General features: G+C 72.2%; 13 protein-coding genes. All 13 read right to left on the minus strand.

The genetic code is table 11. The features are described 5' to 3' along the window. Positions 1–88 precede the first annotated feature (88 nt). Positions 89–1,672, minus strand: a complete 1,584-nt coding sequence (gene guaA / locus ACYVID_RS09100; protein WP_460736395.1) for a glutamine-hydrolyzing GMP synthase — start codon at positions 1,670–1,672, stop codon at positions 89–91. Positions 1,673–2,020: 348 nt separating this feature from the next. After that, positions 2,021–3,745, minus strand: coding sequence for a GMC family oxidoreductase N-terminal domain-containing protein (locus tag ACYVID_RS09105; protein ID WP_460736396.1), 1,725 nt, complete (start codon positions 3,743–3,745; stop codon positions 2,021–2,023). A 5-nt stretch (positions 3,746–3,750) separates the two neighbouring features. Further along, positions 3,751–5,373, minus strand: a complete 1,623-nt coding sequence (locus ACYVID_RS09110) for a succinic semialdehyde dehydrogenase (protein WP_460736397.1) — start codon at positions 5,371–5,373, stop codon at positions 3,751–3,753. A 109-nt stretch (positions 5,374–5,482) separates the two neighbouring features. Continuing rightward, positions 5,483–6,937 (minus strand): aldehyde dehydrogenase, encoded by a 1,455-nt coding sequence (locus ACYVID_RS09115; RefSeq protein WP_460736398.1) that lies wholly within the window; start codon positions 6,935–6,937, stop codon positions 5,483–5,485. Positions 6,938–6,959: 22 nt separating this feature from the next. Continuing rightward, on the minus strand, positions 6,960–8,093 hold the full coding sequence (locus ACYVID_RS09120; RefSeq protein ID WP_460736399.1) for a hypothetical protein: 1,134 nt from the start codon (positions 8,091–8,093) through the stop codon (positions 6,960–6,962). Then, positions 8,093–9,241 (minus strand): phosphotransferase family protein, encoded by a 1,149-nt coding sequence (locus ACYVID_RS09125; RefSeq protein WP_460736400.1) that lies wholly within the window; start codon positions 9,239–9,241, stop codon positions 8,093–8,095. Before ACYVID_RS09125 ends, ACYVID_RS09120 begins: the two co-directional genes overlap by 1 nt. Positions 9,242–9,441: 200 nt before the next feature. Continuing rightward, a complete protein-coding gene (locus ACYVID_RS09130; protein WP_460736401.1) occupies positions 9,442–11,172 on the minus strand; it encodes a glycerol-3-phosphate dehydrogenase/oxidase in 1,731 nt (576 codons plus the stop codon). A gap of 30 nt (positions 11,173–11,202) precedes the next feature. Beyond that, complete coding sequence (locus ACYVID_RS09135; protein WP_300645062.1) at positions 11,203–12,666, minus strand: alpha/beta hydrolase domain-containing protein; 1,464 nt, start codon at positions 12,664–12,666, stop codon at positions 11,203–11,205. Between the two features lie 163 nt (positions 12,667–12,829). Next, positions 12,830–13,060 carry a hypothetical protein gene (locus ACYVID_RS09140; protein ID WP_300645063.1) on the minus strand — a complete coding sequence of 77 codons (231 nt, stop codon included), beginning with the start codon at positions 13,058–13,060 and terminating at the stop codon, positions 12,830–12,832. 114 nt (positions 13,061–13,174) lie between these two features. Continuing rightward, a complete protein-coding gene (locus ACYVID_RS09145) occupies positions 13,175–14,089 on the minus strand; it encodes an NAD(P)H-dependent flavin oxidoreductase (protein ID WP_460736402.1) in 915 nt (304 codons plus the stop codon). A 20-nt stretch (positions 14,090–14,109) separates the two neighbouring features. Continuing rightward, complete coding sequence (rnhA, locus tag ACYVID_RS09150) at positions 14,110–14,592, minus strand: ribonuclease HI (protein WP_460736403.1); 483 nt, start codon at positions 14,590–14,592, stop codon at positions 14,110–14,112. 168 nt (positions 14,593–14,760) lie between these two features. Beyond that, complete coding sequence (locus ACYVID_RS09155; RefSeq protein ID WP_460736404.1) at positions 14,761–15,540, minus strand: carbon-nitrogen hydrolase family protein; 780 nt, start codon at positions 15,538–15,540, stop codon at positions 14,761–14,763. Positions 15,541–15,639: 99 nt separating this feature from the next. Next, on the minus strand, positions 15,640–16,746 hold the full coding sequence (locus ACYVID_RS09160; protein WP_460736405.1) for a GuaB3 family IMP dehydrogenase-related protein: 1,107 nt from the start codon (positions 16,744–16,746) through the stop codon (positions 15,640–15,642). Between the last annotated feature and the right edge of the window lie 2 nt (positions 16,747–16,748).

Consider the following 16,748-nt stretch of genomic DNA (forward strand, 5'->3'; position numbering starts at 1 on the left):
TGACTGACACGGGGCTTTACCTGAACCGGTCGTCAGGAGCACTCCCGAGCGCACCCGGGCAGCCTTCGGACAGGGGGTGTGCTGGGGTTCACTCCCACTCGATGGTGCCCGGCGGCTTGCTCGTGACGTCGAGGGTGACCCGGTTGACCTCGGGCACCTCGTTGGTGATCCGGGTCGAGATCCGCTCGAGGACGTCGAAGGGCAGGCGGGCCCAGTCCGCGGTCATGGCGTCCTCGGAGGTGACCGGGCGCAGGACGACCGGGTGGCCGTAGGTGCGGCCGTCGCCCTGGACGCCGACGGAGCGGACGTCGGCGAGCAGGACGACGGGCATCTGCCAGATGTCGCGGTCCAGACCGGCTCGGGTCATCTCCTCGCGGGCGATGGCGTCGGCCTCGCGCAGGATGTCGAGCCGCTCGCGGGTGACCTCGCCGATGATCCGGATGCCGAGGCCGGGGCCGGGGAAGGGCTGGCGGTGGACGATCTCGGCGGGCAGGCCGAGCTGCTCGCCGACCGCGCGCACCTCGTCCTTGAACAGGGTGCGCAGGGGCTCGACCAGCTCGAACTCCAGGTCCTCGGGCAGGCCGCCGACGTTGTGGTGGCTCTTGATCGTCGAGGCGCCCGCTCCCCCGCCGGACTCCACGACGTCGGGGTAGAGCGTGCCCTGCACCAGGAAGGCGACCTTGTCGCCGTCGTCGCCGCTGACGGCGTCGGCGAGGATCTCGCGCTCGGCGGCCTCGAAGGTGCGGATGAACTCGCGGCCGATGACCTTGCGCTTCTCCTCGGGGTCGCTGACCCCGGCGAGCGCGTCGAGGAACTGCTTCTCGGCGTCCACGACCCGCAGGTCGACGCCGGTCGCGGCCACGAAGTCCCGCTCGACCTGCTCGGTCTCGCCCTTGCGCATCAGGCCGTGGTCGACGTAGACGCACGTCAGCCGGTCGCCGATCGCGCGCTGCACGATCGCCGCTGCCACCGCGGAGTCCACGCCGCCGGACAGACCGCAGATGGCCTGGCCGCGGTCGCCGATCTGGGTGCGGATCTTCTCGATCTGCTCCTCGACGATGTTGACCATCGTCCAGGTCGGGCGGCAGCCGGCGATGTCCCACAGGAAGTGCTCGAGCACCTTCTGGCCGTGCTCGGAGTGCAGCACCTCGGGGTGCCACTGCACGCCGGCCAGGCCCCGGTCGACGTCCTCGAAGGCCGCCACCGGGGTGACGTCGGTGCTCGCCAGGACCGTGAACCCCTCCGGGGCCGCGGCCACCGAGTCGCCGTGGGACATCCACACCTTGTGCTCCGCGGGTACGTCGGCGAGCAGCGTGCCCGGCTCGCTGACCCGGACCGGGGTGCGGCCGTACTCCCGCGCGCCGGTCGCGGCCACGGTGCCGCCCAGGCCGCGGGCCATCAGCTGGAAGCCGTAGCACATACCGAAGACCGGGGTCCCCGAGGTGAAGACCGCCTCGTCGATGCCGGGGGCGTCCTCGGCGTACACCGAGGAGGGCCCGCCGGAGAGGATGATCGCCTTCGGCCCGCGGGCCAGCATCTCGGCGACCGGCATGTGGTGGGGCACGATCTCGGAGTAGACCCGCGCCTCGCGGACGCGCCGGGCGATCAGCTGCGCGTACTGCGCCCCGAAGTCGACGACGAGGACCAGGTCGTGCTCAGGGGCGTCGCTCATGGGCCGCATCGTATCGGCGCGGGCGGTTGCTCCGGCGGCCGCGTCCGTGGGCACCCGACCCGAGGGCTGGTCGATCTCGAAGGCTCGAAAATGGCACCAGGGCCCGGCCGGGGAGGGAGGGTGGCCGGGCCCTGATCGTCCACGCTCTGCTGGACAGCGCCTGGACCGCGACCCGGCCTTGTGGGAGGGAGCATGACTGCCGGGTCTGACCACCTCAACGACGGCCCGGGGCCGGGGTTACGTCCGGGCGACGCCGGTCGTGGGAAAACTTTCCCGGTCTAGACGTCGACCCCTCCCGGCCGGTGGCCGGGAGGGGTCGAGGTGGGTGTCCAGCGGTGCCGCTGCGGGTCAGGAGACCCCGACGATCGGCAGCCGCAGCGCGCCCGGCGCAGCCTCGGGCACCGCGGGGGCGACCGGCGGCACCGGGGCGATGCGCTGGTAGTCGGCGCCGAGCGGGGGCCGCGCGTCGGCCTCGCCCTTGTTGGGCCACATCGCCATCATCCGCTCCGCCTGGGCGGTGATGGTCAGCGACGGGTTGACGCCGAGGTTGGCGCTGATCGCCGAGCCGTCGGCGATGTGCAGGCCCGGGTAGCCGTAGACGCGCTGGTAGGCGTCGATGACGCCGGTCTCGGGCGAGTCACCGATCGCGCAGCCGCCGATGAAGTGCGCGGTCAGCGGCATGTTGAACGGCTCGCCGATGTTGCCGCCCGGGGTGCCGCCGAGGACGCCGGCGATGCGGCGCACGGCGTCGTTGGCGACGGGGATCCAGGTCGGGTTCGGGGCGCCGTGGCCCTGGCGGGAGGTCATCCGCCAGCCCAGCAGGCCCTTCTTGCCGTACGTCGTGATCGAGTTGTCCAGCGACTGCATGACCAGCGCGATCACCGTGCGCTCGGACCAGTGCTTGAGGTCGTAGAGCTCCTTGATGTTCGAGCGCTGCGTCCACATCTCCTTCAGCCAGGCGCGCCAGCGCGGACCGTCGCCGTCACCGTCGGTCAGGACGGTCTGCATCATCGCCATCGTGTTGAAGCCCTTGCCGTAGCGGCACGGCTCGATGTGGGTGTCCTCGTCGGGGTGGAAGCTCGAGGTGATCGCGACGCCGTAGGAGTAGTCCGTGGTGTCGCTGGACGGCGCGATGGCCCCCAGGATCGACTCGGAGTTGGTGCGCGAGAGGTAGCCGAGACGGTCGGAGAGCTTCGGCAGGACGCCCTCGTCCTTGAGCCGGTGCAGCAGCTTCTGGGTGCCGAGCGAGGCAGCGGCGAAGATGACGTGCTCGGCGGTGAGCGTGCGCGTGGTCCGCGGCGTGGCGCGCCTGGCCTTCGTGAACTTCACCGCGACGTCGTACCCGCCGCCGTCGCGGGGGCTGACCTTGGTCACCGTGGTCAGCGGCATCACCTTCGCGCCGTTCTGCTCGGCGAGGTAGAGGTAGTTCTTGACCAGGGTGTTCTTGGCGTTGTGGCGGCAGCCCGACATGCACTCGCCGCAGTTGCGGCAGGGGTTGCGGTCGGGGCCGGCACCGCCGAAGTAGGGGTCGGCCACGACCTGGTCGGGGTCGGCTCCGGGCCCGCCGAAGAAGACGCCCACCGGGGTCGGGTGGAAGGTGTCGCCGACACCCATGTCCGAGGCGACCTTCTCCATCACGTCGTCGGCCGGCGTGCGGACGGGGTTCTCCACGACGCCGAGCATCCGCTTGGCCTGGTCGTAGTAGGGAGCGAGCTCCTCGCGCCAGTCGGTGATGTGGCTCCACTGGGCGTCCTTGTAGAACGCCGGGAGCGGCTCGTAGAGGGTGTTGGCGTAGACCAGCGAGCCACCGCCCACGCCGGCACCGGCGACGATCAGGGTGTCGCGCACCGCGTCGATGCGCTGGATGCCGTAGCAGCCCAGGGCCGGTGCCCAGAGGTACTTGGTGATGTCGAGGGTGCCCTTGGAGAAGTCCTTGTCCTCGAAGCGGGGGCCCGCCTCGATGACGCCGACCTTGTAGCCCTTCTCGGTCAGCCGCAGCGCGGAGACCGAGCCGCCGAAGCCGGAGCCGATGACGAGGACGTCGTAGTCGAACCGGCGCGTGGTGTCGCTCATGTGTGTCAGGCCCTTCCCAGCTTCTTCATCAGGCGCAGGTTCGCCGTCATGACGGCGGCGTACTGCTCGTCGGACATGCCCAGCATCGGGGCGAAGCGCACCAGGCGCTGCGTGCCTACCGACTGGGACTCGGTGTAGCGGTGGATGCCCTCGCTGCCCTGGCGACGGCCCATGCCGGACTCGCGCATGCCGCCCATCGGGGAGTCGATGCTCGCGAACGTGGCGCCGAAGGCCTCGTTGATGTTGACCGTCCCGCACTTGACCTGCCGCGCCATGGCCCGGGCACGGGCCCCGTCGCGGCTGTAGATGGAGGCGTTGAGGCCGTACTCCCCGTCGTTGGCGCGGGCCACGGCCTCGGCCTCGTCGTGGAAGCGGTAGATCGAGATGACCGGGCCGAAGGTCTCCTCACCGAAGCAGGTCATGTCGGGGGTGACGCCCTCGAGGATGGTGGGCTCGAAGAAGAACGGCCCGAGGTCGGGCCGCGCCCTGCCACCGGCCAGCACCCGCGCGCCCTTGGCGACGGCGTCCTCGACGTGGCGGGTCACGGTGTCCAGCTGGTCCTGGGAGATGAGCGAGCCCATGTCGGTGCCCCACTCCAGCGTGGCACCCAGGGTCATCGCCTGGGTGCGGGCCACGAACCGCTCCACGAACCGGTCGTAGACCTGGTCGGCGACGAAGAGCCGCTCGGTGGAGACGCAGAGCTGGCCGGCGTTGGAGAACGAGGCACGCACGGCGCCCTCGGCGGCGCGCTCGACGTCGGCGTCGCGCAGCACGAGCATCGGGTTCTTGCCGCCGAGCTCCAGCGAGCAGCCGATCAGCCGCTCGGCGCAGCCAGCCGCGACCCGCTTGCCGGTCGCGGTCGACCCGGTGAAGCAGATGTAGTCGGCCTTCGCGATGACCGAGGTGCCCACGCGGGAGCCGGGACCCGCCAGGACCTGCCACAGGTCCTTGGGGAAGCCGGCCTCCTCGAGCAGCTGGGCGCCGTAGAGGGCGGTCAGCATGGTCTGGGCGTCCGGCTTGGTGACCACGGCGTTGCCGGCGAGCAGGGCCGGGAGGCCGTCGCACAGCGCCATCGTGAAGGGGTAGTTCCACGGCGAGATGATGCCGACGACACCCTTGGGCACGCGGTTGACCTCGACCCGGGTCAGGCCGGGCACCACGCCGAGCTTGCGCTGGGTGCCGAGGTGCTGCTGGGCGGTGCGGGCGTAGTAGCGCGCGGTCAGCGCGATGTGCAGCGGCTCGTCGAAGGCATGCTTGCGCGCCTTGCCCGACTCCCACACGATCAGGTCGAGGATCTCCTCCTGGCGCTCGAGCACGAGGTCGTGCAGACGCATGAGGATCGCCGAGCGGTGCTCCAGGCTGGTGCGGGCCCAGGACTCCTGCGCACGCCGGGCACGGGCGAAGGCCTCGACCACGTCCTCCTCGCTCGACTGCGGGATGTGCGCCAGCGGTGCGCCGCTGATCGGCGTGCGCACCTCCTTGGTCTCCCCCGAGGTGGCCAGGATCCGGCGCGTCAGCGCCTCGACGTACTCCGGCTCCAGGGCGTACGCCGCGGTCGGGTCGTGCTCGGGATCGTGCGGCCCGTCGACGAGCGGGCTGCCTGCGGGGTCGGGGCTCGAGGCGCTCATGTACCGAGAGTATGTGACCGGGGTCTCCGTCACTACCCTTCGGTAGACAAGTGAGGCGCTTGACACATTCCTTTGCTCTGTCAAGCGCTCGTGTGCACTCCCCGCGTGCTCAGCCGGCGGGCGGCGGCGTGTAGATCGACTTCAGCTCGGTGTACTGACCGAGGCCTTCCGGACCGAACTCGCGCCCCAGCCCGGAGGCCTTGAAGCCACCGAAGGGCGCGGCGAAGTCCATCGTGTAGGTGTTGATGCCGTAGGTGCCGGTGCGGACGCCCCGGGCCACCTCGAGCCCGGCCTCGACGTCGGCGGTCCACACGGTGCCGGCGAGCCCGTAGTCGGAGTCGTTGGCGATCCGCACGGCGTCCTCGACGCCGTCGTAGGCGATGACCGAGACGACGGGGCCGAAGATCTCCTCCTGCGCGATCCGCATCCGGTTGTCGACGTCGGCGAAGACGGTGGGCCGGACGTACCAGCCGTGGTCGAGGCCCTCGGGCATCCCGACGCCGCCCGCGACGAGGCGGGCGCCCTCCTCCTGCCCGAGCGCGATGTACTTCTGCACCCGCTCCTGCTGGCGCTGGGCCACCATCGGGCCGATCTCGGTGGCGGGGTCCATCGGGTCGCCGACGCGCATCCCACCGATGCCCTGGGCGATCGCGTCGACCAGCTCGCCCTGGCGCGAGCGCGGCACCAGGACGCGGGTCTGCGCCACGCAGGCCTGCCCGGAGTTCATCACCGAGAGGAACTTCAGCCCCTCGACGGTGGTCGTGAGGTCGGCGTCCTCGAGGACGATCGCGGCCGACTTGCCGCCCAGCTCGAGGGAGACGCGCTTGAGCTGCTCGCCGCACACCGCGCCGATGGCACGGCCCGCGGCGGTGGAGCCGGTGAAGGCGACCTTGTCCACGCCGGGGTGCGCGACCAGGTGCTGGCCGACCTCGCGACCACCGGCGACGATGTTGACGACACCCGCCGGGACGCCGGCCTCGTGCAGCAGCTCGGCCATGAGGTAGCAGTCCAGCGGGGACTCCGGCGCGGGCTTCACCACCACGGTGCAGCCGCTCAGCAGGGCCGGGACGACCTTGGACAGCACGGTGAACTGCGGGACGTTCCACGGCGGGATCGCCGCGACCACGCCGACCGGCTCGTGCCGCACGACCACGTCGGAGCCCAGGGCGCCGGGGCGGGTGGCCTCCCACGGGAACTCCCGGGCGATCGCGAGGAACGCCTCGATCTGCATCCACGGCGCGGGGGCCTGGGCCAGCTGGGAGAAGGAGGTCGGCGAGCCCATCTCCAGGGTGATCAGCTCGGCCATCTCGGTCAGCTTGCCGGCGTAGAGCATCGAGAACGCCTCGATCACCGCGATCCGCTCCTGCGGCGACATCCGCGGCCACGGGCCGTGGTCGAACGCCTGCCGGGCAGCCGCCACGGCCGCGTCCACGTCGGCGTACGACGCCTCGGGGACGGTGGCGATGACCTCCTCGGAGTGCGGGGAGACGACCTCGATGGTCGAGGTGGTCTCGGGGGCACGCCAGCCGCCGTCGATGTAGAAGGCGTCGCGGTCGAGGGTCATGTCGGCTCCAGCCAGGGTGGGGTCAGGGGGCGGTCGAGAAGAAGTCGGTGAAGCCGGACGGCTCGTGCTTGCCGACGCAGAAGTGCTCGAAGAGGCCGAAGCCCTCGGAGGTGCCGCTCCCCCGCGAGGGCTCGGTGACGACGGCGCGGCCGACGTGGTCCACGCAGCCGAACATCAGCATGCTCCGCACGGCGTCGCTGGTCAGGTCGTAGGTGCGGCGCTCGACGAACTCCTCGCCGTGCCACTGCCCGTGCAGCCAGTCCTGGTCACCGCCGTACCCGCCGCCGAAGTGCAGCGGGGCCGCGAGCCGCGACTCGACCTCGACGTGCAGCGGACCCTGGCGGGTCTGGCACTCGATGCTCGCACCCGTCGGCATCCGCCCGCCAGACGTGTAGTGGATGGTGACCTGGGGCCAGCCGAGCTGCTCGACCCGGCCGTCCTCCCAGACGCGGGTGCAGTCATTGAGGGTGCGGGTGCCCTCGCCGTCCTCCTGGATGATCAGGCAGATCATGTAGTCGTCGAAGCGCAGCGGGACGTAGAGCCACCACATGCCGTCGAAGTCGGCCGGCCGACCGGCGGGCTCGGCCTCGCCCACCGGACGGATGCCCCAGGAGCGGTCGCGCGAGCCGACCCAGGTGTCCGGGCTGACCGCGATCTCGGTGCCGTCGACCGACAGCGAGCCCGACCACGTGCCGACCTGGGCGAAGCGCTGAGCGTCGAGCACGACGCGGGTGCCCTGGCGCATGACGTGCCGCTGCTCCTGGACCACCTCGAAGGAGCCCTCCCAGGTCAGGTCGCACGCGAGGCCCTCGGTCTCCTCGAGGACCATGCGGATCTTGTGCAGCGGCTCGATCACCTCGAGGCGGTAGCCGCCGACCCGCTGGTCCAAGCGGTCGTCGTCGATCGGGCCGCCCAGGTGGACGGCGGTCTGCTCGGTGCCGCGCGTGACGAGGAAGTAGGCGTCCTTGGTGCGCAGGTTGGGGTAGTAGCCCATCCCGCTGATCACGAAGATGTCGCCGGTGCGGTCGTGGGCGTTGAAGTAGCAGCGGTCGTAGAAGTGCCGGTCGCTCGGCCCGGGCCAGCCGATCGGCTGCGGGACCTGGTGGACCGGGTACTCGTCGAGGGGCCCCAGCGCCCCGCGCGCGGACGCGGCCATCAGGCGCCCACCCGCTCCAGGATCGAGACCACCAGCGGCTTGCAGTGGAACAGCGACTCGATGTCCTCGGGCATCTCGATCTCGCCGAAGTGCACCTGCCGGGCGCCGGTGCGCATGAAGACGATGCACCACATCAGGCCGTTGTAGACGTGGTACCAGTCGAGGTCGCCGAGCTGGACGCCGGACTTCTCGGCGTACGTCGCCACCACGTCCTCCTCGCGCAGGAAGTGCGGCATGCCGGGCAGCTCGAGCATCCCGACGATGGACTCGAAGACCTGGTGGGCGAAGAGCAGCCAGCTCACGTCGAGCGCGCGCGGGCCGAGGGTCACCATCTCCCAGTCGAGGACGGCGACCGGCTCGAAGTCGCGGTAGATCACGTTGCCGATCCGGGCGTCGCCCCAGCACAGCACCGGCTCGCCCTGCTCGGCCTCCGACGGGATGTTCGCCTCGAGCCAGGCCAGCGCCCGCTCGGCGGTGGGCGAGGGCGCGAGGTCGCGGACGGCGAAGTCGTACCAGGCGCGGACCTTCGCCAGGTTGCGGTGCAGCAACGTCTCGCCGACCTGCTCGGGGGCGAGGTAGCCGAAGCTCTCGAGCGGGTCCGTGATCGCGTGCAGCCGAGCAAGGACGTCGACGGTGGCGTCCTGGAGGCGCCGCTGGTCGGCGCGGTCGGCGTCGTAGAGCCAGTTGTCGCCGAACGGGTAGGGCAGCACGTCGGGCGGGACGACGCCCTCGACCCGGTCCATGAGGAAGCTGGGGGTGCCGAGGACCTCGCCGGCCTCGTCGAGCCAGCGCACGCCCGGGACCGGCACGTCGGTCAGCTCGCCGACCTGGCGGATCACCTCGAACTGGTGTCCCAGGTCGTAGCGCGGGAAGACCGGGAAGTCCTGGGCCGCGGGTGCCACGCGCGCCACCATCGGGTGCGTCGTGCGCGCGCCGTCCTCGGTCCAGGTGGCGTCGAGGACCAGCGTCTCGGAGGACATGCCGTTGCTGTCGATGCCGCTGTGCAGCACGACCTCCGGTTCGGCGCCCGAGGGCAGCAGCGTGGACAGCCAGCGCTCCAGGGCCGCGGGCACCAGCGCCGCGTCCCGGCTGCTGCGCTGCATCTTCAGGTCGGCCGGTGGCGCCTCGGGAGGTGTTGCCTGGGTCACACCAGACACCTTCCTAGAACGTGTTCTAGGTGTCAACAGATTCGTTGACACGTGTCAGCCCTGCGCCGCGGGTCGAGCAGCCCGAGCGCCAGCGAGGGCGTCGTCGAGACCGCCGAAGTTGTCCGTGGTCGCCGACCACAGCCGGCTCACGCGGTCTCGACGACGCTCGCTGGCGCTCGCTGCTCGACCGACGGCGGATCTCAGACCAGGTCGGTGACCTGCACCCGCGCCTCGTCGGCCTCCTGGTCGGTGAGCTTGAGCTGCGACTGCCGCTCCGCCTCGACCCGGCGCAGGTAGTGGTCGACCTCCTGGGCGACCCGGGCCTCGTCCCAGCCGAGGACCTCGGCCATCAGCCGGGCGGCGTGCGGGGCGGCCCCGACGCCGCGGTCGAAGGTCTCGATCGAGATCCGGGTCCGGCGGGTCAGCACGTCGTCGAGGTGCAGCGCCCCCTCGTGGGTCACCGCGTAGACGACCTCGGCCGCGAGGTGGTCCTCGGCACCCTCGAGCGGCAGCGCGAGCTGGCGCCGGGAGGCGATGAGGGCCAGCAGGTCGTCGACCTGCCCGCCGTACCGGCCGAGGAGGTGGTCGATCCGTGCGACGTGCAGCCCCGAGCGGCGGGCGAGCAGCACGCGCTGGTTGCTGCGGGTCTCGTAGGACTCGGCGCCGTCGAGCGGGACCCGGTCGGTGATCGACTCGCGCACCGTGCCGGTGCCGGTCGAGCGCAGGCTGTGGGCGGCGGCGTCGATGGCGTCGCGCGCCATGACGCGGTACGTCGTGTACTTCCCGCCCGCGATCATCACCAGCCCCGGGACCGGGGTCACGACCGTGTGCTCGCGGGAGATCCGCGACGTCGGCTCGGACTCCCCCGACAGCAGCGGCCGGAGCCCGGCGTACACGCCCTCGACGTCCTCGTGGTCCAGCGGCTCGCGGAGGATCCGGTTGACGTGCTCGAGGATGTAGTCGATGTCCGTGCGGCTGGCCGCGGGGTGGGCCTTGTCGAGGTCCCACGGGGTGTCAGTGGTGCCGATGATCCAGTGCCGGCCCCACGGGATGACGAAGAGCACCGAGGTCTCGGTGCGCACGATGAACCCGGTCTCGGAGCGGATCCGGTCGCGCGGGACGACGATGTGCACGCCCTTGGACGCCTGCACGTGCAGGGCCCCGCGGCCGCCGACCATCTCCTGGATCTCGTCGGTCCACACACCGGCGGCGTTGACGACGACCCGGGCCCGGACCTCGAGGTCCCGGCCGTGCTCCAGGTCGCGCGCGGTCACGCCCACCACCCGCTCCCCTTCGCGCAGGAAGCCGGTGACCTTGACCCGGGTGGCGACGTGCGCACCGTGCCGGGCAGCGGTGCGGGCGACCGCGACGACCATCCGCGCGTCGTCGACCTGGCAGTCGTAGTAGCGGATCGCGCCGGTGATGGTGTCGGTGCGGAAGTCCGGTGCCATGCGGGCGACCTGGCGGCGGGTGAGGTGGCGGTGCAGCGGCACGCCCATGTCGTACTTCCCGGCCTTGGCCATGCCGTCGTAGAGCGCCAGGCCGGCGCCGACGTAGGCGCGCTCCCACACGGGCTTGGTCAGCGGGTAGAGGAACGGCACCGGGCGCACGAGGTGCGGCGCGAGGCGGGTGAGGAGCAGACCGCGCTCCTGCAGGGCCTCGCGGACCAGGCCGAAGTCCATCATCTCCAGGTAGCGCAGCCCGCCGTGGATGAGCTTGCTGCTGCGGCTGGAGGTGCCGCTGCCGAGGTCGCGCTGCTCGAGCAGACCGGTGCTCAGCCCGCGCGTGACGGCGTCGAGGGCGACGCCCGTGCCGGTGATGCCCCCACCGACGACCAGTACGTCCAGCTCGGGCTCACCCGCCTGCCCGGTCATCGCCGCCAGGGCGGCGTCTCGCGCGTCGGGTCCGAGGGCTCCAGGCGTGGGAGTCATGGCTCCACTGTGCCAGGTCCCTCGACGACCTCAGCCGCCGAAGCGCGGCGGCCGGTAGTCGGTGCACTCCTCGGTCGCCGTCGGGTAGCGGTCTCGCACCGCGCAGGCCCGCCGCATCTGGTCCCGGGCGTCGGCGGGCAGCAGCCAGCCCCGCCGCACGGCCCGGTCGGTGGCCCGGGCCAGCCGCTGCTCGTAGTCGGCGTACGTCGAGTAGCGCTGCTGCAGGGTCAGCGGGTCGAACGGGACGGTGGTGCCGCCGAGCTCGCAGTCCGTGGAGCGGTACGTCGCCACCGGGACCTCCACGGGCGGCAGCCGCATCCCGCCGAGCACGTTGCCGTCGGCGTCGCGGGCCGGGGTCACGCCGTCGGCGGCGTACTCGAACCGGGGCGCGGGGCGCGGCCGCTCGCCGGTGCGGATCCACTCCTCGAGCTCGCGGAGCGCCGTGTTGACGGCGTACCTCATGGGGAAGGAGGCGCCGGCCACGATGCAGCCGGCGTAGAGCGGGTTGAGCGCGGACTGGCCGTAGTCGCCGGCGGCCTCGATGGCGTCGCGGTAGCCCTGCTCGTCGACCTGGGGCAGACCGACCACGCGCTGGCCGGAGCCGAAGACCTGCTGGTAGCCGATGAAGAGGCCGGCGTGCGCGGAGCCGGCGACCTCCCAGAGCCGGTAGAGCGGGTCGTCGTCGGCGGTGCCGGTCGACTCGGCCCAGTCGCTGTTGAGCTGGAGCACCGGGACACGCAGCCGCGGCTCGTACTCCAGCCCGGCCAGGCCGCCGTGGACCAGGAACCCGTCGATCACGCCCGCCCCGTCGCGGAAGGCCCGCACGATCCCGGCCAGCCGGCCCGCGGACTGCGACTGCCCCGCAGCCACGACCCGCTCGACCCGCAGCCCGCCCATCGGGCGGACGTCGCCGACCTGCCGGGTGCGGAGCGCGCGGGCGACCTGGAGGAACATGTCGTCGGCGTACGCGTCGCCGGGGTGGTCGATGGCGGCGTAGCGCACCGGGTCCCACACCTGGGGGGTCAGCGGAGTGCAGCACAGGCCGGCGGCCTGGGCGCTGACGTGGACGAACGCCCAGCCGCTGCGCAGCAGCTCCTCGCGACCCTCGAGGCTGTCGACGGCGTTCTCGAACTGGGCGGTGACGTTGACCCACTCCAGCATCACCGCGCCGTTGAAGTCGCGCTGGCGCTGGGGACGGGTGATGACCACCCGCGTGGTGTACGGCGCGGTCGACCCGTCGGCGGCGCGGGCCGTACCGGAGACGAAGAGCTCCTGCTCGGTGTAGCCGAAGGGCTCCAGCTGGTGCCAGGAGTCCCACATCGGGCGGCCCTGGATGCCGGCCGGCGGGAGGCTGAGGGTCGGGAGCGGGACCCGGGCCCGTCCGCCCTCGGCGGCTCCGGCGCTGCTGGGCGCCGCGCCCGCGACGGTCGGCACCGGCGGCGTCGCCGCCAGCAGGGTCAGGAGCAGAAGGACGACGAGCAGTCTGCGGAGCACGCCGCCTCAACGAGCCGCGTGTGACGGCGGTTACGTCCGGGCCGGGCGACGGATGCTCGTCAACGAGCGGGCACACGTCGCCTGGCGACCCGAGTCGAGAGCCGAGTCCCGCGGCGAGGCGGTACCAGCTCGGGACTTGTGCCCGCTGGTTGACGACGCGGACTCAGGAGCGTCCGTGACCGTTCCTGCCGTCGCCGACCGAGCGGGCCGTCATCGAGCCGAAGTCGCGGTTGATGGTCTTCTCGCCGCGCACCTGGAAGTGGTCCAGGTCGTCGCGGCCCTGCCCGCCCTGGAGCCGCCGACGCTGGCGGCGGCTGTCCCACAGGTCGACGAGGAGGTAAGCCACCACCCCGAGCACGACCAGTCCGACGAAGATCATCCAGCCGACCGACATCACACACCTCCCGACGGGCCCGGCGCCCGGAGGACCAGTCTGCCCCCACCGTCAACACCCACCGTCACCATTCGGCGCGATGCGCCGTCAGGATCCGTCCGTGCCGAGCCCGGGTCAGCCCAGGCGCGCGTGGCCCGCGTCGAGCGCGGCCCGGCACCCCTCCCACATCTCCCGTACGACGTCGGCGACCGGGCGCACGGAGTCGATCCGGCCCGCGACCTGGCCGGTGTTGGCCAGGCTGGCGTCCAGGTCGCCGTCGAAGTAGAGCTCCTGCACGCGGTCCATCAGCTTGTCCGCGGGCGGGTCGGCCGCCCAGGCATGGGCGCGCTCGGTGGCGATGACGCGCATGGTCGGGTTGCCGGGGACGCTGACCAGCATCGTGCCGGTCTCGGGGGCCGCGACGATGGCGTCGGTGAAGGCGGGGTGCACGCCGGACTCGTGGGTGGCCAGCATCCGGGTGCCCATCTGCACGCCCTCGGCGCCCAGCACCAGGGCGGCGGCCATCGAGGTGGCGTCGCAGATGCCGCCGGCGGCGATGAGCGGCAGCGAGGTGCGCGAGGCCACCAGGGGCAGCAGCACCATCGTGGAGGCGCCCGTCGCGCCCTTGAACCCGCCGCCCTCGACGCCCTCGACCACGAGGCCGTCGACGCCGGCGGCCTCGGCCTTGAGCGCGGCACGCAGCGTGCCGACGACGTGGAAGACGGTGATGCCGGCGTCCTTGAGCCGGGCGGTGAACAGCCCGGGGTCGCCGGCCGAGGTCGCGACGTACGAGACGCCGGACTCGACGAGGGTGTCGACGATGGAGTGGTCGTGCTTCCAGCCGCCGACCAGCAGGTTGGCGCCGACCGGCTTGTCGGTGAGCTCCTTGACCCGCAGCAGGTCCGCGCGACCCTCGGGCGTGAGGGTCTCGATGATGCCCATGCCGCCGGCCTCGGAGACGGCCGCCGCCAACCGGGCCCGGGCGATGAAGGTCATCGGGGCCTGCACGATCGGGATGTCGACGCCGAGGAGCTGCTGCACGCGGTTCACGACCGGCACGGTAGCCGCCGTCACCGAGCGGTCGTTCGGGCGGCCTCCACCGCTTCCTCGAGCCCGCGCGCGGCGAGCCGGTCGGCCCGCTCGTTGCCCTCGTCGCCGTTGTGGCCCTTGACCCAGTGCCAGGTCACGTCGTGCAGCTGGCAGGCGGCATCGAGCTCCTTCCAGAGGTCGACGTTCTTGACCGGCTGCTTGGCCGAGGTCAGCCAGCCGTTGCGCTTCCACCCGGTGACCCAGGACGTGATGCCCGAGCGGACGTAGGTGGAGTCAGTGTAGAGCTCGACCCGCACCCGCCGGGTCAGCACGGTCAGCGCCCGGATCGGGGCGGTGAGCTCCATCCGGTTGTTGGTGGTCTGGCCGGCCTCGCCGCCGCACAGCTCCAGCTCGTGGGAGCCGATCCGCAGCAGCGCGCCCCAGCCGCCGGGGCCGGGGTTGGGCACGCACGCGCCGTCGGTGTGGATGGTGACGGTCTCGGGCTGGTCCTGCACGAAGGACATCCTCACCCAAGCCCGGGGCCTCCGGGCATCGCCGTCGCGAGCGGCGTCAGACGGGTTCGTGGGCAAGGCGCCGGCGCGAAGTCCCACTGTGTCGTTCGGCGAGCGTCGGCAACGCGGCCCACGTGCCCGGATGGCGTCGCGCAGCAGGCGAGGTCCGGGGGTTCCGGGCTACAGTCGGTCGGCGTGCATGGTCTGGCGCGCGCGCACGTCGGCGAGCCACGCGAGGTCGACGTCGGCGACCGCCAGCCCCGGCTCTGTGCCAAGCGCGGCGAGCTCGCGGCCCTCGGGGTCGAGCACGCACGAGCCGCCGGTGATCGGCCGGTCCCCGCAGCGCCCCAGGGCGGCCCCGGCGACGACGTACATCCCGTTGTCGAGCGCCCGGGCGGGCAGCGAGACCTCACGACCGCGGGTCGAGCCCTTGAGGTAGGCCGTCGACACGGCGTACACCTCGGCGCCGGCGGCGGCCGCCGCCGCGGCGTGCTCGGGGAAGCGGCTGTCGTAGCAGATGGCCAGCCCGACGCGCACGCCCTCGACGTCGAGGACGACCGGACCGGGCGAGCCCGCGGTGAACCAGGGAAGCTCGAGCCGGTCGACGTGCTGCTTGTCGTACGCCGCCTCGACCGACCCGTCGGGACGGACGAGCAGCGTGCTGAGCCGCATCCGGTCCCCGCGCAGCAGCGGCGTCGACACCAGCACCGTGCACGAGGCCTCCCGGGCGGCACGGCCCAGGGGTGCGAGCAGCTCGTCGAGCGCCTCGACCCGCGGCCGGCCGCTCGCGCGCACCTGGTCGAAGGCGTCCCAGTCGTAGCCGGTCAGGAACGCCTCGGGCAGCACCAGCAGCCCGACACCACGCTCGCCGGCCTCGAGGGTCAGCGCCACGCCGGTGGCGATGTTGGCCGCGAGGTCCCCGTTGACCGGGACCGCCTGCCCGGCAGCGACCCTCAGCACCGCCGACCGGTCACGTCCTCGGCCTCGACCGGTCAGCCGCTGCGGGACCTGGCAAGGAAGTGACTGCTCGAGGGCGGACAACCGACTGCTCGGCCATCGCTACTCGACGACGACCTCGACGCGCTGGAACTCCTTGCAGTCGGTGTAGCCGGTGGTGGCCATCGACCGCTTGAGGGCGCCGATGAGGTTCATCGTGCCGTCGGCGACGCGGGAGGGGCCGAAGAGGATCTCCTCGATCGTGCCGACGGTGTCGAACTGCACCCGCTGGCCGCGCGGCAGCTCGGGGTGGTGGGCCTCGGTGCCCCAGTGGAAGCCGCGGCCGGGAGCGTCGGTGGCACGCGCGAAGGGCGAGCCGACCATGACCGCGTCGGCGCCGCAGGCGATCGCCTTGGCGATGTCGCCGGAGGTGCCGATCGAGCCGTCGGCGATGACGTGGACGTAGCGGCCGCCGGACTCGTCGAGGTAGTCGCGGCGGGCGGCGGCGACGTCGGCCACCGCGGAGGCCATGGGTACGGCGACGCCGAGCACGGTCCGCGTGGTGTGGGCCGCTCCCCCGCCGAACCCGACGAGCACGCCCGCGGCACCGGTGCGCATGAGGTGCAGCGCCGCGGTGTGGGTGGCGCAGCCGCCCACGATGACCGGCACGTCGAGCTCGTAGATGAACTCCTTGAGGTTCAGCGGCTCGGCCTGGCTCGAGACGTGCTCCGCGGAGACGGTGGTGCCGCGGATGACGAACATGTCCACGCCGGCGTCGACGACGGCCTTCGCGAACTCCTTCGTGCGCTGCGGCGACAGCGACCCGGCGACCGTGACGCCGGCGGCGCGCATCTCGCGCAGCCGCTCGGTGATCAGCTCGGGCTTGATCGCCTCGGTGTAGATCTCCTGCACGCGGCGTACGGCGTCGGTGCCGGTGAGCGCGGCGACCTCCTCCAGCAGCGGCTCGGGGTCCTCGTAGCGGGTCCAGAGGCCCTCGAGGTTGAGCACGCCGAGGCCACCGAAGCGACCCATCGCGATGGCGGTGGTCGGCGACATCACCGAGTCCATCGGCGCGGCGATCACCGGCAGGTCGAAGCGGTAGGCGTCGATCTGCCAGTGCGTGCTGACCTCCTCGGGGTCGCGGGTGCGCCGGGAGGGCACGATCGCGATGTCGTCGAAGGAGTACGCACGCCGGGCGCGCTTGGCCTGGCCGATCTGGATCTCGGTCACCG

Source organism: Nocardioides ginkgobilobae (assembly GCF_054781275.1).